19 protein-coding genes are annotated in these 18,162 nt (G+C 57.6%); 4 read left to right on the forward strand and 15 right to left on the reverse strand.

The window, feature by feature from the left end; all coding sequences use genetic code 11:
• Positions 1 to 22 precede the first annotated feature (22 nt).
• Both GOV38_RS02610 and GOV38_RS02615 read left to right on the forward strand, forming a co-directional pair.
• On the forward strand, positions 23 to 475 hold the full coding sequence (locus tag GOV38_RS02610) for an iron-sulfur cluster assembly scaffold protein (RefSeq protein WP_171129419.1): 453 nt from the start codon (positions 23 to 25) through the stop codon (positions 473 to 475).
• A 57-nt stretch (positions 476 to 532) separates the two neighbouring features.
• The gene (locus tag GOV38_RS02615) at positions 533 to 1,171 is read left to right on the forward strand and encodes a MarC family protein (RefSeq protein ID WP_171098912.1); all 639 of its coding nucleotides are present in this window, start codon (positions 533 to 535) and stop codon (positions 1,169 to 1,171) included.
• Positions 1,172 to 1,356: 185 nt separating this feature from the next.
• Here the strand turns inward: GOV38_RS02615 and GOV38_RS22440 are convergent, their stop codons facing one another.
• From GOV38_RS22440 to GOV38_RS02635, 5 genes are all read right to left on the reverse strand, one after another.
• Positions 1,357 to 1,479, reverse strand: a complete 123-nt coding sequence (locus GOV38_RS22440) for a hypothetical protein (protein ID WP_256367812.1) — start codon at positions 1,477 to 1,479, stop codon at positions 1,357 to 1,359.
• Positions 1,480 to 1,590: 111 nt separating this feature from the next.
• Positions 1,591 to 3,681, reverse strand: coding sequence for an ATP-dependent DNA helicase RecG (gene recG, locus GOV38_RS02620; protein ID WP_171207522.1), 2,091 nt, complete (start codon positions 3,679 to 3,681; stop codon positions 1,591 to 1,593).
• A complete protein-coding gene (gene ligA / locus GOV38_RS02625) occupies positions 3,678 to 5,930 on the reverse strand; it encodes an NAD-dependent DNA ligase LigA (RefSeq protein WP_171207523.1) in 2,253 nt (750 codons plus the stop codon). Before ligA ends, recG begins: the two co-directional genes overlap by 4 nt.
• Positions 5,931 to 6,052: 122 nt before the next feature.
• Positions 6,053 to 6,769, reverse strand: coding sequence for a response regulator transcription factor CtrA (gene ctrA / locus GOV38_RS02630; RefSeq protein ID WP_171129413.1), 717 nt, complete (start codon positions 6,767 to 6,769; stop codon positions 6,053 to 6,055).
• A gap of 98 nt (positions 6,770 to 6,867) precedes the next feature.
• Positions 6,868 to 7,146, reverse strand: a complete 279-nt coding sequence (locus GOV38_RS02635; protein WP_171207928.1) for a DUF1153 domain-containing protein — start codon at positions 7,144 to 7,146, stop codon at positions 6,868 to 6,870.
• A 130-nt stretch (positions 7,147 to 7,276) separates the two neighbouring features.
• On the opposite strand from GOV38_RS02635, the gene mnmA reads away from it, so the two are divergent.
• Positions 7,277 to 8,422 carry a tRNA 2-thiouridine(34) synthase MnmA gene (mnmA, locus tag GOV38_RS02640; RefSeq protein WP_171207524.1) on the forward strand — a complete coding sequence of 382 codons (1,146 nt, stop codon included), beginning with the start codon at positions 7,277 to 7,279 and terminating at the stop codon, positions 8,420 to 8,422.
• Positions 8,423 to 8,614: 192 nt separating this feature from the next.
• Positions 8,615 to 8,911: a hypothetical protein gene (locus GOV38_RS02645; protein ID WP_171207525.1), complete on the forward strand. Its 297-nt coding sequence runs from the start codon at positions 8,615 to 8,617 to the stop codon at positions 8,909 to 8,911.
• Positions 8,912 to 9,030: 119 nt separating this feature from the next.
• Here GOV38_RS02645 and GOV38_RS02650 read toward each other — a convergent pair whose 3' ends face one another.
• The 10 genes from GOV38_RS02650 to rseP form a co-directional block, all read right to left on the reverse strand.
• Positions 9,031 to 9,579: a carboxymuconolactone decarboxylase family protein gene (locus GOV38_RS02650; protein WP_171207526.1), complete on the reverse strand. Its 549-nt coding sequence runs from the start codon at positions 9,577 to 9,579 to the stop codon at positions 9,031 to 9,033.
• A gap of 84 nt (positions 9,580 to 9,663) precedes the next feature.
• Entirely contained in the window at positions 9,664 to 10,239 is a 576-nt protein-coding gene (locus tag GOV38_RS02655; protein ID WP_171207527.1) for a cadmium resistance transporter, read from the reverse strand.
• Positions 10,232 to 11,398 carry a lipid-A-disaccharide synthase gene (lpxB, locus tag GOV38_RS02660; protein WP_171207528.1) on the reverse strand — a complete coding sequence of 389 codons (1,167 nt, stop codon included), beginning with the start codon at positions 11,396 to 11,398 and terminating at the stop codon, positions 10,232 to 10,234. Before lpxB ends, GOV38_RS02655 begins: the two co-directional genes overlap by 8 nt.
• Positions 11,398 to 12,192 carry an LpxI family protein gene (locus GOV38_RS02665; protein ID WP_171098893.1) on the reverse strand — a complete coding sequence of 265 codons (795 nt, stop codon included), beginning with the start codon at positions 12,190 to 12,192 and terminating at the stop codon, positions 11,398 to 11,400. The genes lpxB and GOV38_RS02665 overlap by 1 nt, the downstream gene beginning before the upstream one ends.
• Before the next feature lie 3 nt (positions 12,193 to 12,195).
• Positions 12,196 to 12,981 carry an acyl-ACP--UDP-N-acetylglucosamine O-acyltransferase gene (lpxA, locus tag GOV38_RS02670; RefSeq protein WP_171207529.1) on the reverse strand — a complete coding sequence of 262 codons (786 nt, stop codon included), beginning with the start codon at positions 12,979 to 12,981 and terminating at the stop codon, positions 12,196 to 12,198.
• Positions 12,978 to 13,451 (reverse strand): 3-hydroxyacyl-ACP dehydratase FabZ, encoded by a 474-nt coding sequence (gene fabZ, locus GOV38_RS02675; RefSeq protein ID WP_171098890.1) that lies wholly within the window; start codon positions 13,449 to 13,451, stop codon positions 12,978 to 12,980. The genes lpxA and fabZ overlap by 4 nt, the downstream gene beginning before the upstream one ends.
• 74 nt (positions 13,452 to 13,525) lie before the next feature.
• On the reverse strand, positions 13,526 to 14,008 hold the full coding sequence (locus GOV38_RS02680; protein ID WP_371731813.1) for an OmpH family outer membrane protein: 483 nt from the start codon (positions 14,006 to 14,008) through the stop codon (positions 13,526 to 13,528).
• A gap of 103 nt (positions 14,009 to 14,111) precedes the next feature.
• Positions 14,112 to 16,472, reverse strand: coding sequence for an outer membrane protein assembly factor BamA (bamA, locus tag GOV38_RS02685; RefSeq protein WP_171129393.1), 2,361 nt, complete (start codon positions 16,470 to 16,472; stop codon positions 14,112 to 14,114).
• 119 nt (positions 16,473 to 16,591) lie between these two features.
• Positions 16,592 to 16,720: a hypothetical protein gene (locus tag GOV38_RS22445; protein WP_256367814.1), complete on the reverse strand. Its 129-nt coding sequence runs from the start codon at positions 16,718 to 16,720 to the stop codon at positions 16,592 to 16,594.
• Between the two features lie 88 nt (positions 16,721 to 16,808).
• Positions 16,809 to 18,161, reverse strand: coding sequence for an RIP metalloprotease RseP (gene rseP, locus GOV38_RS02690; protein WP_171207530.1), 1,353 nt, complete (start codon positions 18,159 to 18,161; stop codon positions 16,809 to 16,811).
• Position 18,162 lies beyond the last annotated feature (1 nt).

Raw genomic sequence — 18,162 nt, forward strand, 5'->3', positions numbered from 1 at the left:
GAACAGACAACGAGGGAAAGCCATGTCCGGCGAAACCGATCTTATCAAGCTGTATTCCGGTCGTATTCTGGCCCTGGCAGCCGATATTCCCCATCTTGACCGGCTTGAAGCCCCCGACGCGACCGTCAAGAAACGCGCACCTTTGTGCGGGTCCACAGTGACCGTGGATGTCTCGGTTCAGGACGGGCGGGTGGCCGAGTTCGGTCAGGACGTCAAAGCCTGCGCATTGGGCCAGGCTGCGGCTTCGGTCGTTGGCAGCGCCATTCTTGGGGCGACCCGGTCACAGGTCGAAACCGCGCGGGATCAGCTGAAGGCCATGCTCAAGAGCGACGGTCCCGCCCCGGATGCACCCTTTGACGGCTTGGATGTTCTGATGCCCGCACGCGATTACAAGAATCGCCACGCGTCGATCATGCTGACATTGGAAGCCGCCGCCGAGGCGATGGAACAGGCTGAACAGGCGCATTGCGCGTAATCTGTGGTTTTTGAAAAGAGATCGATCTAGGGTCTGTCTCGCATTGCGGAGAAAGACTTGAAGTATCTTCTTGAACAATTCGTCACGCTCTGGGTTGTCATCGACCCCATTGGGACCATCCCGGTGTTTATCGCCGTGACAGCGGGGATCGAGGCTGCGGCGCGCAGGCGCGTGGCTTTGTTGGCGGCCCTGGTCAGCGCCGGGATCTTGCTGTTCTTTCTGCTGTGCGGCCAACTGGTCATCGAAGCCCTGGATATCGGTCTGAATTCCTTTCAAGTGGCCGGTGGCATCATTCTGTTTCTCTTTGCGCTGACCATGATTTTTGGCGAAAGCAAACAGCACCGGGAACAACGCGAAGCCGAAGAAGAGTTGGACCAAGCGCCGCAGAAACCCAACCCTGCCATCTTCCCATTGGCAGTGCCCTCACTGGCCTCACCCGGGGCTATGCTGGCCATCGTCGTGCTGACCGACAACAACCGTTACAGCGTGGTGGATCAGGGCATAACCGCGCTTGTCATGCTGGTTGTCGTGCTGATCGCTTTTGTTCTGATGCTTTTGGCCGAGCCGATTATCCGGTTCATCGGCTATTCCGGCGCCGCGATCATCAGCCGGGTGATGGGGATGATTCTGGCTTCGGTTGCGGTGAACTCGGTCCTGTCGGCGCTGTTGGAGATTTTCAAAACCGGTCAGCTGTAAAAAAAACCGCCGCACCTTCCGGGCGGAAAGGGCGGCGGCAGGTATTGCGTCTCTCGTGTGGGACCCGGAACTCCGCGCGGGGCCGAGGCTGGCCCCTTCAAGGGAATTGGGACAGGCAGGTCACCCTTGACTGAGATGGGGATGACAAGCGCGGTAGGCCGGCACGAGATCGCAGGCAGAAAACTTTAGAACCCCGTGGGCATATGCAGGGCAACCATCAGGATCACGACCAATGACACAGCACCCGCAGCGTCTTGAATAAACGTTGCCTGAGAACGGCTGAATGCGGATTTGATCTGGGTCAGCATCGGATCACCTCTGGTCGTGTCTTAAGGTTTTGTTGACCTTTTGTTCTCATATTTCGAGGGGCGGGTAAAGAACTTTTTAAGAACATTTGCGAACTTTATGGGATTTACCGGCTAACCCACTGAAATCAAACGGATCGCCTGATCCTGTTTCATCAGCCACAAAAGAACACGCGCCGCCTGCCCTCGATCCGAGGTGAGTTTGGGGTCACCAGACAACAAAGCACGGGCATCCGATTGGGCAACGGCCATCAACCCCGCCTGACGTTCCAGATCGGCGATGCGGAACTTGGGCAGGCCCGATTGCGCCGTTCCGATCAAATCACCCGCGCCGCGCATCTGAAGGTCGGTCTCGGCAATGCGAAACCCGTCTTCGGTTTCGCGCAACACCTCAAGCCGTTTGCGCCCCCCTTCGCTGAGCGGCGGCTGATACATCAGCAAACAGGTCGACGCATCCTCGCCCCGCCCCACCCGTCCACGCAACTGATGCAATTGCGCCAGACCAAAGATCTCGGCCCGCTCGATCACCATGATCGTGGCGTTTGGCACGTTCACACCAACTTCGATCACTGTGGTGGCCACAAGAACCTTTGTCTGCCCGTCCTGAAAAGCAGCCATGGCCGCGTCTTTCTCGGCCGGTGGCATCTGCCCGTGAACCAACCCCACAACCCCGTCACCCAGAATTGCGCGTAACCGTTTGAACCGTTCCTCAGCAGCGGTCAGGTCCGAAACCTCGGATTCGTCCACCAGCGGGCACACCCAGTAACATTGCTTGCCCGCCTCAATGGCACCCCGAAGATGCGCCACAACCTCATCCATCCGCTGCGTGCTGATGATCGCGGTTTTGATCGGTTTGCGACCCGGTGGCTTTTCGTCCAGCACCGAGACGTCCATATCTCCATACTGCGCCAAAGCCAGGCTGCGCGGGATCGGCGTGGCCGTCATAACCAGAACATCCGCGCCCTGCCCCTTTTCCGACAGCTCCATCCTTTGGCGCACGCCAAACCGATGCTGCTCGTCCACAATGGCCAGCCGCAACTCATGGAACGCGACATCGCTTTGGAACACCGCATGGGTACCGACCAGAATCTGAATGTCACCGCGCGCCAAAGCTGCAAGTTTGGCCTTGCGCTCGCTGCCTTTGTCGCGACCTGTCAGGATTTCAAGCACTACGCCCGCGTCCTCGGCCAGCGGGCGCAGGCCTTCCAAATGCTGGCGCGCCAGAATTTCCGTTGGCGCCATCATCACACCCTGCCCGCCTGCCTCGACCGCGACCAGCAACGCCATGAAGGCCACAAGGGTTTTGCCCGCGCCGACATCCCCCTGCAACAAGCGGTTCATGCGCGCCTCGGACGCCATGTCGGCGGCAATTTCTTCGATGGCCCGGGCCTGAGCCCCGGTGGGTCGATAAGGCAAATTGCCCAAGACCCGCGACTGCAACCGGCCAGTGCCCACGCTGACCACACCACGCGATTTACGTTCCCGCTGACGCGCCAGCGCCAAGGTGAGCTGATGCGCCAGCAACTCGTCATAGGCCAAACGTTCTCGCGCGGGTGCAAAAGGCGAGACGTCATCCGCGCCCTTGGGGTGATGGGCCACCCGCATGGCATCGGCCCAACCCGGCCAGTCTTTCTGTTTGACCTGTTCGGGATCGGCCCATTCCTGCGTCTCTGGCATGCGGGCCAATGCGGATTGCGCGGCCTTATAGGCCGTTTTCTGTGTCACGCCTTGGGTCAGGTGATAGACCGGCTCGAACTCAGGTAGCTCTCCGGCTTCTTCCGGTGCAACCATATGATCCGGATGCACCATTTGTGCCATCCCGTCGAACAGCTCCAGCTTGCCCGACACCACCCTCCGGGCTCCTTCCGGCAGGATTTTCTTCAGATAATCACCACGCGCATGGAAAAAGACCAGTTGAAAATCGGCCTGACTGTCTTCGACATGGATCCGGTAAGCCCCCCCGCGATTGCGCGGTGGTCGATGGGCTCCGATTGTCACTTCAACCGTCAGGGTGCTGGGCAAATCCGCACCTTGGATCGTGTCGCGCCTGCGCCGGTCGATCACCGCATAAGGCAATGAAAACAACACATCACGCGGCGTTTCTATACCAAGCTGCGCCATGTTCTGAGCGGTTTTGGGCCCCACGCCGCCCAGCGTTTCAAGGCTCGCAAAAAGCGGGAATAATAGCTCAGGACGGCCGCTCATGCATCGCCGATCAGTTGCAGCCAACCGTCCTCATCCAGCGTTTCGATCCCCAAATCTGCTGCCTTCTTAGCCTTTGAACCCGCGCCCGGTCCGGCCACCAGAAGGTCGGTCTTTTGGCTGACCGAGCCCGACACCTTGGCCCCAAGCGCTTCGGCGCGGGCTTTGGCCTCGGCCCGGGTCATCTTTTCCAACGTGCCGGTAAAGACCACGGTTTTTCCTGCCACCGGGCTGTCCGAGGCCGGCGCGTCCGGGGGGATGATCGTCAGATGGCTGCGCAACGCGTCAAAGGCCCGACGTTCATCTGCATTGGCGAACGCGTCCGACAACGACAGGCCCAAAGATGCACCGATCCCATCGATACCGATCAGATCCGCCCAGGCCCGGCTGGCGTCATCCGGCACATCTGCCGCCGCAATGGCCGCATCGCGCACCTCTTTCACGCGGGCGCGGCGGCCTTCTGAGGCAGCAGTAAAGCGCTCGGCTTCTTCGGCCTCATCCGCCTGCCGCTGCGCAAGGGCGGCTGGGCGCGCCGTATCCAGCGCTTGGGCCATGGCGTCCCAATCGCGGTAATACAGCGCCAGATCGCGCGCGCCCACCTCTCCCACATGGCGAATACCGAGGGCAAAAAGCAGCCGAGCAAAGGCGATTTGGCGTTTTTCAGTTATTGCGGCGAAAAGATTGCTGGCCGAGGTTTCTCCCCAACCTTCGCGGTTTTTGAGCCTGGCCAGGCTGGTTTTGTCGCGCTCTTCCAGCGAAAAGATATCCGCAGGCGTGTTGATCGGCAGCGTCGCGTCGCCATGAAACATCTCGATCTGTTTTGCGCCCAGCCCTTCGATATCGAACGCCTTGCGCGACACAAAATGTTTCAGTTTTTCAACAGCCTGCGCCGGACATATCAACCCGCCGGTGCAGCGGCGCACAGCGTCGCCCTCTTCCCGGATCGCTGCACTTTGACATTCCGGGCACTGCGTTGGAAACACGTAAGGAGCAGCATCGGAGGGGCGTTTTGACAGGTCCACATCCGCGACTTTCGGGATCACGTCGCCGGCGCGATAGACCTGCACCCAATCACCGACGCGAATGTCCTTGCCGCCGCGAATGGTGCCGCCTTTGGCATCTTTACCCGCGATATAATCTTCATTGTGCAGCGTCGCGTTTGACACGACCACACCGCCCACCGTCACGGGGCGTAATCGCGCCACCGGGCTCAACGCGCCGGTGCGTCCCACTTGTATGTCGATGGCTTCAAGGCGCGTCCAGGCCAGCTCGGCCGGGAACTTATGGGCAATCGCCCAACGCGGCGTGGTTGAGCGAAAGCCCAAACGCGCCTGCAAGGCCAGGTCGTCGACCTTATAGACGACCCCGTCGATGTCATAGCCAAGCGTCGCCCGCTGCGCCTCGATCATGCGGTAGTGATCCAGCATTTCCTGCGTGGTTTGGCACAGTTGCGTCAGAGCATTCACCTGAAATCCAAAGCCTTTCAGGCGCTGGATTGCTTCGTGCTGTGTTTCCGCCAGCGGCTCGGACAGCGCACCCCAGGCATAAGCAAAAAATCGAAGCGGTCGTTCACGGGTGATTTGGGAATCCAACTGCCGCAGAGATCCGGCAGCCGCATTGCGCGGATTGGCAAAGCTTTTGCCGCCCGTCTCGGCCTGCCGCGCATTCAGCGCGTCAAAATCGGCGTGTGACATGTAGACTTCGCCGCGAACTTCAAGAATTTCCGGTGCGTCTTCGATGTGATGCGGAATATCGGACACCGTCCGCGCATTCTCGGTCACATTCTCGCCGGTTTCGCCATCACCGCGCGTGGCGGCCTGAACCAGATTGCCGTTCTCATAGCGCAAAGACAGAGACAGCCCGTCGATCTTCGGTTCCGCTGTATAAGCCAGCGGAGCGTCTGCCGACAATCCCAGATACTTGCGGATAGAGCGATCAAAGTCGCCCACCTCTTCATCGTCAAACGCATTACCCAACGACATCATCCGGATCGCATGGGTGACCTTGGCAAACCCGTCCGAGGGTTTGGCACCCACTTGGTCCGAGGGGCTGTCGGGGCGTTTCAGGTCGGGAAATTGTGCTTCGATCTGGGCATTGCGCTGTTTCAGAGCGTCATACTCTGCGTCAGAGATCTCGGGGGCGTCTTCGCCGTGATACTTTCGGTTTGCGCGCTGCAACACCGAAGCCAAGCGGGCCAGTTCGTCCTTTGCCTGCGCTTCGGTCAGGTTTTCTACCGCAACGGTTTCGCTCATGGCCTCGCTCTATCACATCTTCTTTGTCCCCAGTGATAGGGCGAGGCCATGGCCAGGTCCAGTGCTGTGCTGAGCCGTGAGTGAGTATGTCGTCCCGGACCTATAACGACAAATCTGTCGTATCAGGCGCCGACGGCCATGCGGGTTTCATCCAGACCGTTGCTTTGCGGGTCACGCAACACATAGCCACGCCCCCATACCGTTTCGATATAGTTGTCACCGCCGGTGGCATTGCTGAGTTTCTTGCGCAATTTGCAGATGAACACGTCGATGATTTTCAATTCCGGCTCATCCATGCCGCCATACAGGTGATTGAGGAACATCTCTTTTGTCAGGGTCGTGCCCTTGCGCAGGCTGAGCAGTTCCAGCATCTGGTATTCTTTGCCGGTCAGGTGAACGGTTTTTCCTTCAACCTCAACCGTTTTCGCATCCAGGTTCACGGCCACCTGGCCGGTGTGAATGATTGATTGAGAATGACCTTTTGACCGGCGGATGATGGCGTGAATGCGGGCCACCAGCTCTTCGCGATGGAACGGTTTGGTCAGGTAGTCATCAGCGCCAAAGCCAAAACCTTTGATCTTGCTTTCGGTGTCGTCCGCACCCGACAGGATCAGGATTGGCGTTTCAACGCGCGAGATGCGCAACTGGCGCAAAACCTCGTGCCCGTTCATATCCGGCAAATTCAAATCAAGCAGGATCAGATCGTAGTCATACAGTTTCGCCAGGTCGATCCCTTCTTCGCCAAGATCTGTCGCGTACACGTTCAGGTTGGCATGGGTCAGCATCAACTCGATGCTTTTGGACGTTGTCGGATCATCCTCGACAAGAAGTATGCGCATTTAACTGCTCCAATTTAGGTCAAATTCTTCAACTGAATCGAGCCTGTAGAAAAATGGTTAATCTGAAGTTACCGTTTATCCATTTATTCACATTCATCTTAAAGTTGTCGATATTTTTTTAGCGCAGTGACTTTCAGACCGGCCTCACCGTGTTCGGCAACCAGTGACACCCAGTTGTTGAACTCTTCCTCACTGATGGCATAACGCTTTTGCGCCTCGGACTGGGTGATCAGCCCGTAAACCACGCCACGGACGACCAGAATCTTGCGTGACGCGACCCAGCGGCGTGTATCTGTGGGCGGCAGATCAGCGCGTGTCAGAATGCTGCCATCGGGCAAGGTGACGGATCGTGGACCTTTCACTTTGTGCAAATACATCTCATTGACCTTTTCTTGCTGCGACAAAGCTGGCACCAGTCTACTTAAAGCCGAGTGAAACCGCCCCTTGAGAGTGTGTAGAATTTTCCTATATTCTGCCGGTCTTCTTTAACCCGGAACGGATACCCTGATGGCCCTCGATACCGAGACACCCCTGAACTCGCTTGGCTTTGCCAAACCGCCCTCGGAAACGCGGGTGGTGGTGGCCATGTCTGGTGGTGTGGACAGTTCCGTGGTTGCCGCACATCTGGCCGATCAAGGCTATGACGTGGTCGGCGTAACCCTGCAGCTTTATGATCATGGCGCCGCTTTGGCCAAGAAAGGCGCCTGCTGTGCCGGGATCGACATCCATGACGCGCGGCGCGTGGCCGAAGAGCGCGGCTTTCCCCACTATGTTCTGGACTATGAGAACATCTTCAAGGACGCCGTGATTGACGAATTTGCCGACAGCTATCTGGCGGGGGCAACCCCTGTGCCCTGCATTCGGTGTAATGAGCGGGTGAAGTTCAAGGATCTGCTGGAAACCGCCAAGGATCTTGAGGCTGACTGCATGGCGACGGGTCATTACATTCAGCGCAAGATGGGTGCAAACGGCCCGGAATTGCACAGCGCCGAGGATGCAAACCGCGATCAATCCTATTTCCTGTTCTCGACCACGCCCGAGCAGCTTGAGTTTCTGCGCTTTCCGCTGGGCCACCTGCCCTCGAAAGACGCCACCCGTGAGATGGCCGCGCAATACGGGCTGGCGGTGGCCGACAAGCCCGACAGTCAGGACATCTGTTTTGTGCCCAATGGCAACTATGCCAGCGTGATCGAAAAACTGCGCCCCGGTGCGGCGGAACCGGGTGAAATCGTCCATGCCGATGGACGTGTTCTGGCGCAGCATGAGGGCGTGATCCACTATACAATCGGCCAGCGCCGCGGCCTTGGCATCGGCGGGCTAAGTGAGCCGCTTTATGTGGTCAAGCTGGACGTGGACAAGAAACAGGTCGTCGTCGGCCCAAAAGAGATGCTCGCCACGCGCATCGTGCCGGTACGTGAGATCAACTGGCTGGGTGATGAGCCCTTTACCACGCGCAAGGAATGGCACCTGTCGGTCAAAGTCCGCTCCACCCGCCCCCCGCGCGAAGCGATCATCCGCCCCCTGTCCGACACCACTGCCGAGGTGGAACTGCTGACCCCCGAAGAAGGCATCTCACCCGGTCAGGCCTGTGTGTTCTACGCCTCAGAGGGTAGCCGCATCTATGGCGGTGGCTGGATCTGGCGGGGGTATTAGGGGCGGGCCTTTCGTGACGGTGCACAAGCCGTTTAGGACACACGCGACGGTGCGATGAACCTGAGATGGGTGGAAAGAGCGAGTCCTACCGCAGAGAACCCAGAGACTTTGTACTGAGTTGGTATACTGGCCTTGGGACAAAGCGTCGTGCGCCTTCGCATGATACCTGCAACTCAATTTTGGCGAGGCCTTATGAAAGATATTCCTGAAATCCCACTTGTTATGCAGGCAATTACGCTGGAGGCTGAGCAAGTAATTGGCTTCAAGTGGGCAGACGCATCCGTCGGAAAACGCTCAAAAATTGGTGGTAAGCCTGATTTCGTTCAAACTGAGCATAATCAAGTTTGCAAGAGCTGCGGCAGTGAAATAACGTCTTACGCTCAGATAGACTCAGTCGGTGATGAAGTGTGCCTCGCAGACGTAGGAATGGTCTACGTTTTCGTCTGTTTTGACTGCTTCACAAGCGATAGCTTTGTGCAGAGCGGATGACAGTTTTGTCCAGCAAACAGCAGGTGCCTTAACACGTGTTAGAAAAACGTCGCGTGGCACCAGATGTCCTAAAAGACCTGATCTATCCAATCTGTCTCAACTCGAAATCCCGCCAAATCCTAAGCGTTGGATACCGCCTCAAACTCTGCCTCAAGTTCAATCTGCAACGCATCATTGAAGCGGTTAAAAGCGCCGGTTAGGGCGATGCGCCAAGTGAGTTCGACGATTTGTGCGTCGGTGAACCACTGCCGCAGGTCTGAGACCTCGGCGTCGCGCATCTGGCCTGAGCGCAACGTGACCGCCTTAGCATAAAGCACAACCGCCTTGTCGCACTCATCCAGTTCCGGGTGGCCGTCTACCTCGGGCAGTTTTGCCACCCCTTCGGCGCTCAGCCCCTCGACGGTGGCCCAGGCTGCGTGATGTGAGATGCAATAGTCACAAGCGTTCAGCTTGGACACCGTGACCATGGCCAGCTCCAATGCGCGGCGGGGCAAATTGGCCTGTGCGCGCAGTTCGCACAGCATACCGGCCACGTGGTCCAGCACCGGCGGGCAATGGGCCGCCACACGGGACCAATTGTCGAACGGCCCATAAGCCTCCAGCGTCTGATGGGCTTCGCGCGCCGTCTGGGTCATCTCGTCATCGCGCAGGGCGGGAATGCGGGTCATGAGGTCTCTCCTTGGCGAAGGTCTGTGCGCAGCTTTTCGACCCTGCCCTAGCGACTGCATGTTCACAAGGGCCGGACTAGGGGGTCAAAGCCCATCCGTCGGCGAATTGATCAGGATATAAAGCCCCACGCAAACCATGACATAGGGCGCGATGCGATCCATGCGGGCAAAACGCGGCGCTAGGTTCTGGGCATGCGGCGCGCCCCAACTGGCCAGAAGAACCAACCCAGCGGCCGCAATGCTGGCGCCAATCAGGGCCGCCCAGCGAAAGCCGGGGGTCGAGTCAGCCAGAAGCGGTGTCATCACGGCAAAGCTGTCAATCGATAGGCTGAGGAACAGTGTGACGATCGAGGTGACCGCGCTTTTGGCCCCCATCTCTTCGACCTCGGCGCTGCTGGCCTGATGCCAGATACCGCGCAGGCCCAGTACAAGCGGGACAAGGCCCAGATAGCCGATCCAAACCGGGATGCCGTTTTTGTTCAGTCCAACGGCCACGATCATCGACAGGCTCAGCATTATGGTTTGAGCCAGCGCGAAGCCTGCTATCGCGCGGCGCCTGTCAACGACCAGAAAGAGGCCCAGCAGAACCGCGAGGTTGTCCAGGTTGGTGGTTACCAGCGCAATGCCGGCAGACAGGGCAAAGAGTGTAAGTTCAAGCATGGGCCTTGGGCAGCCGGTCCAGAACGGCGCGCGCTGCGCGCAGGCCCGGCGCTTCACCACCACGGCCCAGCCTTTCCATGGTCAACGCCGTTGCGTCCTGCTGTGCGCCCGGGTTTTCGCATACCGTGTTCAAGGCGGCAGCGATGTTTTCGGGCGTGCAGTCATCCAGCAGACACTCTGGTACAGCGCGCGTATCGGTTACCAGATTGACCAGCGTCACAGTGTCCAGCTTGACCATGCGCTCGGCTAATTGCTGGGTTAGCCAGTTGAGCTTATAGGCAATGACCATCGGCGTGTTCTGCGCTGCCAGCTCCAGCGAGACGGTACCCGACGCGGCAAGCGCAAGGTCCGCAGCCGCAAAGGCCGCGCGTTTCTGGGCGCTGGCTTGCGCGGTGTCGCTGTCGCGCGGGTCCAAAACAACCGGTTTGCCCGGCCAGCTGGGAACAATCGAATTGATGAGATCGGTCGTTGCCCCAACCGTGGGCACGACAACACGAAACGCGGGGTGCTTTGCGATAAACAGCTCCAGCGCGCCGCCAAAGCTGTCGGCCAGCCGCTCGATCTCACCTCGGCGCGAGCCCGGCAAGGCCAGCAGGATAGGCGCATCGCCCAGATCATGGATTTCGCGAAAGCCTGCGATTTCGGCTTGCGTTGCAATCGGTTCACTGGCCACGGGATGACCGACGAAGTCGCACTCCATCCCTGCCCGCTCCATATAGGGCGGCTCGAAGGGCAGCAGAGCAAGCACGTGGTCGATCACCTTGGCCATCTTTTCCGCTCGTCCTGGTCGCCAGGCCCAGACGCTGGGGGCCACATAGTGAACGGTTCGGGTAGCACTGGAGGCTTTGACGATCTTGGCCACGCGCAACGAAAAATCGGGGCTGTCGATGGTGATCAACACATCAGGTTGCAGCGCAAGCACCGCCTCGGCCGTTTCGGTGATGCGTCGTTTGAGGTGAAAGAATTTGGGCAGAACTTCCACCAGCCCCATGACGCTGAGTTCAGACATCGGAAACTGGCTGGTCAGCCCTTCTGCTTGCATCAACGGGCCGCCAACACCGTGAAATTCGACGTCAGGGACAAGGGTTTTCAACCCCGCCATCAACGCGCCACCCAGCCGGTCGCCAGACGGTTCTCCGGCCACCAGAAAGACGCGCATCAGACAGCCCGCTCGCGCACGGTCAGGAAGAGGCCAAGCCGGTTGCATTCGGCAATCACCGTGTCGCGCTGCAACAGGATCACACCGCCCTTTTCGATGACGATCCCTGTCAGCCCTGCCGCAACGGCCTCGGCCACGGTGTCGGGGCCGATGGTGGGCAGGTCCACCCGCCGATCCTGGTCGGGTTTTGGGCCTTTGAACAGAATCCCGCCGCCCGCATCCGGGCGCTGTGTCAGCGATTGCAGCATCCAGGCGGTGCCAAAGATGCCCTCGACCGCGAGCACTTGCCCCTTCAGAACGACACAGGCCTGCCCGATATCCGCAGCCCCCATGCTGCGAACCACGCCCACGGCACGATCGGCATCTGCCAGATCTCCTTCAGCAGGTTGCGCCTCGGTCAAACAGCCCAGCGGAGGCAACAGATCCGGGACAAGGTCATGCGCGGCGCGCACGCTCAGCCCCGCACCCTCGAAAATTGATATCACGGCGCGCAAAGCCGCATCGTCGCCGGCGATCATCGCTTGCTGCAATTGCGGAACCAAAGGCATTGTCGCCGCGTCGATACGGGCCGGGTCTACCTTCGGGCGTTTCACAGCGCCAACCATGCAGATTTCGGTTACGCCACGTGTCTGCAACTCGGCCAGAAACGTGCCCAGCTGTTCCAGCGGGAAGACCATGTCCGGGGTCAGCCTATCGGGCACGAACCCTTCCAAGGCGCAGATCAAAGGGCGCTGGGGCAACCGGGCGACTAATTCGTCCGGCAATGCGCCTGTTCCCGCAATCAAAGCCAGCATCGGTTATTTCCTTGGCGTCAGGAAGGACCGGTCGGTATCGCTGGTGACAAAATCCACGATCCGGCGGACATAGTCGCTTTGGACGTCTTCACCCAGGCGATGCGCACGGTCCATGAAGGGGCCGTCACCTTCGGACAACTCGCGGAACGCTGCCCGCAAGGCTGCGATATCTTCACGCGCCACTCCGCGACGCTTGAGCCCCACAAGGTTCAGCCCGTCCAACTCACCACGCGGTGCCTGGACCAGACCGTAGGGAATGACATCCTTGGCCACCATGGTCAGAGCGCCAATAATCGCCCCCTGCCCGACACGCACCCATTGATGCAGGCCCGAGATGCCACCCACAATGACATCATCTTCTATGATGCAATGCCCGGCTGCGCCCGAATGGTTGACCATGATCACGCGATTACCCATCTGAACGTCATGCGCCACATGGACGCCTGCCATCAACAGACAATCATCACCGATGCGTGTCACGCCGCCACCGCCTTCGGTGCCGGTATTGATCGTGACATGCTCACGAATGCGGTTCCGTTGGCCGATCTCGAGCCGCGTATTTTCACCACCGAATTTCAGATCCTGCGGAATTTCACCGATGACCGAAAAGTTGAAGATGACGGTGTCGTCCCCAACCGAGGTCTCACCGGTCATCACGACATGTGATTTCAGCTCGACCCGGTCTCCGAGACGGACATTTGCTCCGACATAGCAGAACGGTCCGATCGTACAATCCTGCCCGAGTTTTGCACCCTCTTCGATGATGGCGCTGGGATGGATACCGCTCATGCTGTTTTTTCCATGTCCCAATCAACATAGGCCGAAAACTCGGCCTCGGCGGCCACTTCGTCATCAACGGTCGCACGGCCGCTGAACTTGAAGATTTTACCACCCTTTTTGCCGCGCACGGTTTCGACATGCATCTTCAAGACGTCACCAGGCACCACTTTGCGGCGGAATTTGCACTTGTCGATATTCATGAAATAGATCAGCAGCTCGCTGTCGATCACATCCATACCGACACCCAGCATGACCCCTGCGGTCTGTGCCATCGCCTCGACTATGGTAACGCCCGGCATGATCGGCGTGCCCGGGAAATGGCCCTGGAAATGAGGCTCGTTCATCGTGACGTTCTTGACGCCAATAGCCGATTGATACCCGTCAATTTCGACCACCTTGTCGACCAAAAGAAACGGATAGCGATGCGGCAGAATGCGCTGGATCAGCTGAATGTCGGCACTCTTGGTTTCCGTGCTCATGGTTCTGGTGTCCCGTTTTTTGGTGTTATCTTGAACGTGTGGTTAGCAATACCGTCACGTCAGGGCAAGCCACGCTAGTCGCCAGAGAGGTCATCGAGACCTTGTCCATCCCCAATAGCTGCATCTATGCGAGAAATTGCAAAATCGGTAATGTCCGTACGATCGGCGCTCAGAAAGACACTGGACCTTTCGATGATCATCGAGGCACCGGATTCGCGCAGAAGGTCGATCAAATGAGGTTGCGCCAACTCAAAAAACGCAGCTCGCGCGACTTCGCTGCGGCGTGCCAAATCGTCCAGCTTTGCACGTTGGCTTTCACGATGCGATTGAACTTTAAGGTCGAACGCATCTGCAAGCGGCGTGAACTCCTCTGGCGGCAGAGTCGCGCGCTGTTCGGTCAGGTCTTGCTCTTCTTGGCTCAATTCAGCGACGATCTTCTCATTTTCTTCCGCAAGTTCGGCACTTTCCTCTTCGATTTCTCGGAAGATACGTTGGCCAAATTGCGATTCAGAAAACAAACGCTCGCTTGAAATTGTAAGAACACCCGATTGCGGCACGCCCAATTGCTGTGCCGCCGCCGATGCACCGATGCAGACAAAAACACACAGGGCCCAGATCGGGCCCCGCGTAATCCTTTTGACAAATGACGGCTTCATAGGCTCAGAAATTTGCCTGAATGGTCAGGTCAAAGCTTTGCTCTTTGTCAAAGCTTTCTTTCTTAAGAGCTTTTGAGAAGTTGAAACGCAGCGGGCCAAAAGGTGTTGTCCACAGGACCGACACGCCCAATACGTGACGGATCGAACCATCTGCACCAACGATATTGGCTCCCGTCGTGTCAACGTTGTTGATGTTGTAGAGGTTGCCGACGTCATAGAAAACACCGCCCCTCAAACCAAGTTCCTCGGGCAGCCCCAGTGGAAAATCGGTCTCAAACCGGGCGACCCAGTAATAGTTGCCACCGATAGCGTCGTCTTCACCGTTCGAAAGGTCGCGCGGACCAATCCCCGAGGGCTCGAAGCCACGGAAGGTCCCGCTTCCAAGCAAGAAGCGATCCAGTGTTCGACTAAAATCGGAACCTCTCCAGTTAAGCGCGCCAAGCTCAAGTGTGGCTCTCAGAACTACTTCTTCATTCAAGACACGCTGCTGCGCGATCGCGCGCGCTGTGGTTTGGATATATTTGTTGTCACCACCCAGCCCAGCGTAGTCCAGGTTTGCTTCCAACAGCACGCCTGCATTGGGGTTCAATCCACCGAGCCGGCTGTCGTAGATATAAGACAGGCCCACCGAGCTTGAAGTCCGGCTGCCCTGGGCGATTTCAGAGGAAATAACCGCACCGCTTGTCTGGCCGCTTTGCTGGGTCATTTCACTGTCTTCCCAACCATAGCGAAGACGCAGTGCTGATAGTTCACCTATCGAATAGGTCAACTGCGGTTGGAAGAACAACCGCTCAGTATTGTACGAAGCAAAGCTTGAATCCGTGGCAGCGAAACCCAGACCCAGGTCGAACCGCAATTGGCGACCCAATAGATAGGGCTCGGTAAAGTTCAAGGTGTACTGTTCTGACTCCTGAGCCGTCGAGATTGTCAGGCCCAAATTCTGACCACGTCCCAAAAAGTTCGATTCGTTCAAACCAACCGCGATGCCGAACCCGTCGGAAACCGAGAAACTACCACCGAGGCTCAGCGAACCGGTGGGTTGCTCGGCGACATCCACATCGACGATCACCTGGCTTGGGCTCGACCCTTCTCGTGTTTCGACATCGGCCTCGGAAAAGAAGCCAAGTGCCCGAATACGTTCAGCGGCCTGACGGATTTCGCGCGGGTTAAAGGGGTCTCCTTCGACAGTGTCGAACTGGCGTCGGATAACACGGTCGAGTGTTGTCGTATTTCCTTCGATGTCGATCCTTTCGACAAAGATGCGAGGCCCTTTGGTCAGAACAAACTGAATATCCAATGATAGATCACGGTCATTTCGCGTGACGCGAGGCTCGACCCGAAGAAAATCGACACCTTCCTTCAAGCCCAAGCGCTCTTGTCTCGCGATCGACTGTTCGACCAGCGAGGGCGTGTAGGTAACGCCAGGTTTGATCTTCAAGGCTTCCTGATAGATCGCTGGATCGACACCCGGAATTTCACTGACCGTTGTGATGTTGCCAAATGAGAACTTCTGACCTTCGGTGATGTTCATGACCAGGAAAAACGCATCCCGCTCGCGGGTGAACTCGACATTCGTGCTGTTAACCCGAAAGTCGACGTAGCCGCGCGAAAGATAGAAATCCCGAATAACCTGCTTATCGAACTCGATCCGGTCGCCGATGAAGGTATCGCTTCGGATAAAGGTCCGCAAAAACGTTGCTTGCTTGGTTTCTAGAACACGGCGCAAACGTCGGTCCGAGAACGCTCGGTTCCCTACGAAACTTACGCGTTCAACCTCGATCGTAGTGCCTTCGGCCACTTCGAAAACCAGATCAACCCGATTGTCATTGCGACGAATGATACGCGGGATGACGGTCGCCGAAACGCGTCCTTGGGCCGAGTAAACCTCGGCGATCAGATCGGCATCCGCTTCGGCCACTTGGGGCGTAAACACCCGCCGCGTCTCAGACGAAATGACGTCAAGCAGCACCTCATCCTTTACCCGGCGATTCCCTTCGATGCTGATTTGGTTGATTGTCGGGTATTCCTGCACCTCGATCACAAGAGTCGTGCCGCGCGGTGTCAGTTCAACTGTTTCAAAAACGCCACTGTCAAGCAAACGCTGGAAAGCATCGTTCAACTGACCTGCGGTTACTGTTTGGCCCGGTTCGATGCCTGTTCGTTCGATGATCGTCGACGTTTCGATCCGCCGATTGCCTTCAACTTCGAAGCTGTTGATCGTGTAAGTCTGCGCCTGCGCGACCTGTGGTGCTGCCGTTAACCCGACGACAGTAAAGGCAAAAATGAATACTAGTGCGCGCCACAATATATTGATTGGTGCCTGTACCGAGCCGCAGGATGTGCCCGTACCTCTGCTGTCCGCCATGTTTTTTTCTCAACCCAGAATCTAAGTCTTTGCAAGTTGAGTAGCGGGAATATGCAGTCTTGTCAAAAGACCAAACTGCATAAAAAGCGTATTGGTTTTAGGCTTTCAGAGACGAGGAATCACATAGTCACCAGATAAGCGCCTGCCGCAAGGGCAAGTGCGGTGATCGCAAAACTCATCAGCATGTTCCAGTTCATCAGGAACAGAAAGCTGAAACTCTGATATGATTTCTGCAATGCCTTGGTCATCTGTCCGGTTTCCATGCTCTGTGTAAGTACAGATCATAGCGTTTAAATGCGGCAAGAATGCGTCCAGATTGTGCCGGGTTTTCCCAAATCAGCAGAACAGGTCGTTGCTGATCGAAAACAGCATCAAAGACAGGATCATGGTGATGCCGATGCCCATCAGGATCCGAAGCGCCTTGTCGCTGGGTGGTTTGCCCGACACCGCCTCATAGGCATAGAACACCAGATGGCCCCCATCCAAAGCGGGTATCGGGAACAGGTTCAAAAGGCCGATCGCCGCAGACAAGACAGCTATGAAAAAGATGAAGCTCTGCGCGCCCTGGCTGGCCACCGCACCCGAGGTTTCGGCGATCCCGATAGGCCCCGAGATATTGCAGGTGCTGATCGCTCCGGTGATCATGTGCCACATACCCGACAATGATCCTTCGATGATCCGCATCGTCTGGCTGACACCGACCGAGAGGGATTCGCCAACACCGGCGGGAACGGTCGCAGGTTCCAGCATCATGCCGCCGACGATTCCGATACGCCAATGCGTTGCAAAACCTCCATCGGCCAAGGGCTCGTCCGTCCGACGCGGCGCCAAAGCAAATTCAAGGTCTGCACCATCGCGCCACACATTCAAAAGCAAGGCGCGCCCGTCCGAGCTTTCAACATGTTCTTTCAACTGGTCGAAGGCAAAGATTGGGTCGCCGTCAACCGAGGTGATTACATCGCCCGCTTTCAAATCGATATCCATGGCTGCACTGCGTGGCGTCACCTGCTGTATCAGCGGCGGGAACAGCCACGGGCCAGCGACGTCCAGGGTTTCGCCGTCTCGGATCACCGTATAATCCAATACGGGTTCGACGGGCAGCGCATCCCGGAATTCCGACCATGTGTTGCCATCATCGATATCGGGAGTTGCGATCCCTTCGATAGCGATGATCTCGTCCCCATCCTGCAAGCCCTGTACGGTCCCCGGCAAAGGTTTCAAAGAGGCAATTGTCAGCGGCTCGCGGGTGACGCCTTCGGACCAGAAAATCGCGCCGAAAACCAAGATCGACATGACAAAATTGAACACAGGTCCTGCAGCCACCGTCGCTGCGCGCGCCCAAAGCGGCGCACCGTGCATCGTACGACGCAGGGCTTCGGGGCTTTGCTCGGCCATTTCGGTCATCGTGTCTTCGTCTTTGCCCGAGGCCGCATTGGCGTCGCCCAGAAACTTGACGTAGCCGCCGAAAGGAAGCAGGGCGATCTGCCACTTGGTGCCGCGCTTGTCGACACGGCTCCACAGGACCGGGCCAAATCCGATCGAGAAAACTTCGGCATGAATGCCAGACCAGCGCCCAACGATATAGTGGCCATATTCGTGGACCGCGACGATAACGGACAATGCAATCACGAAGGCTGCGATTGTGTAGAGAAGCCCACCGAATTGCGGGATCAGAGAAAAAATATCCAAG

The organism is Ruegeria sp. HKCCA5839 (assembly GCF_013035585.1).
Classification (GTDB): Bacteria; Pseudomonadota; Alphaproteobacteria; order Rhodobacterales; family Rhodobacteraceae; genus Ruegeria.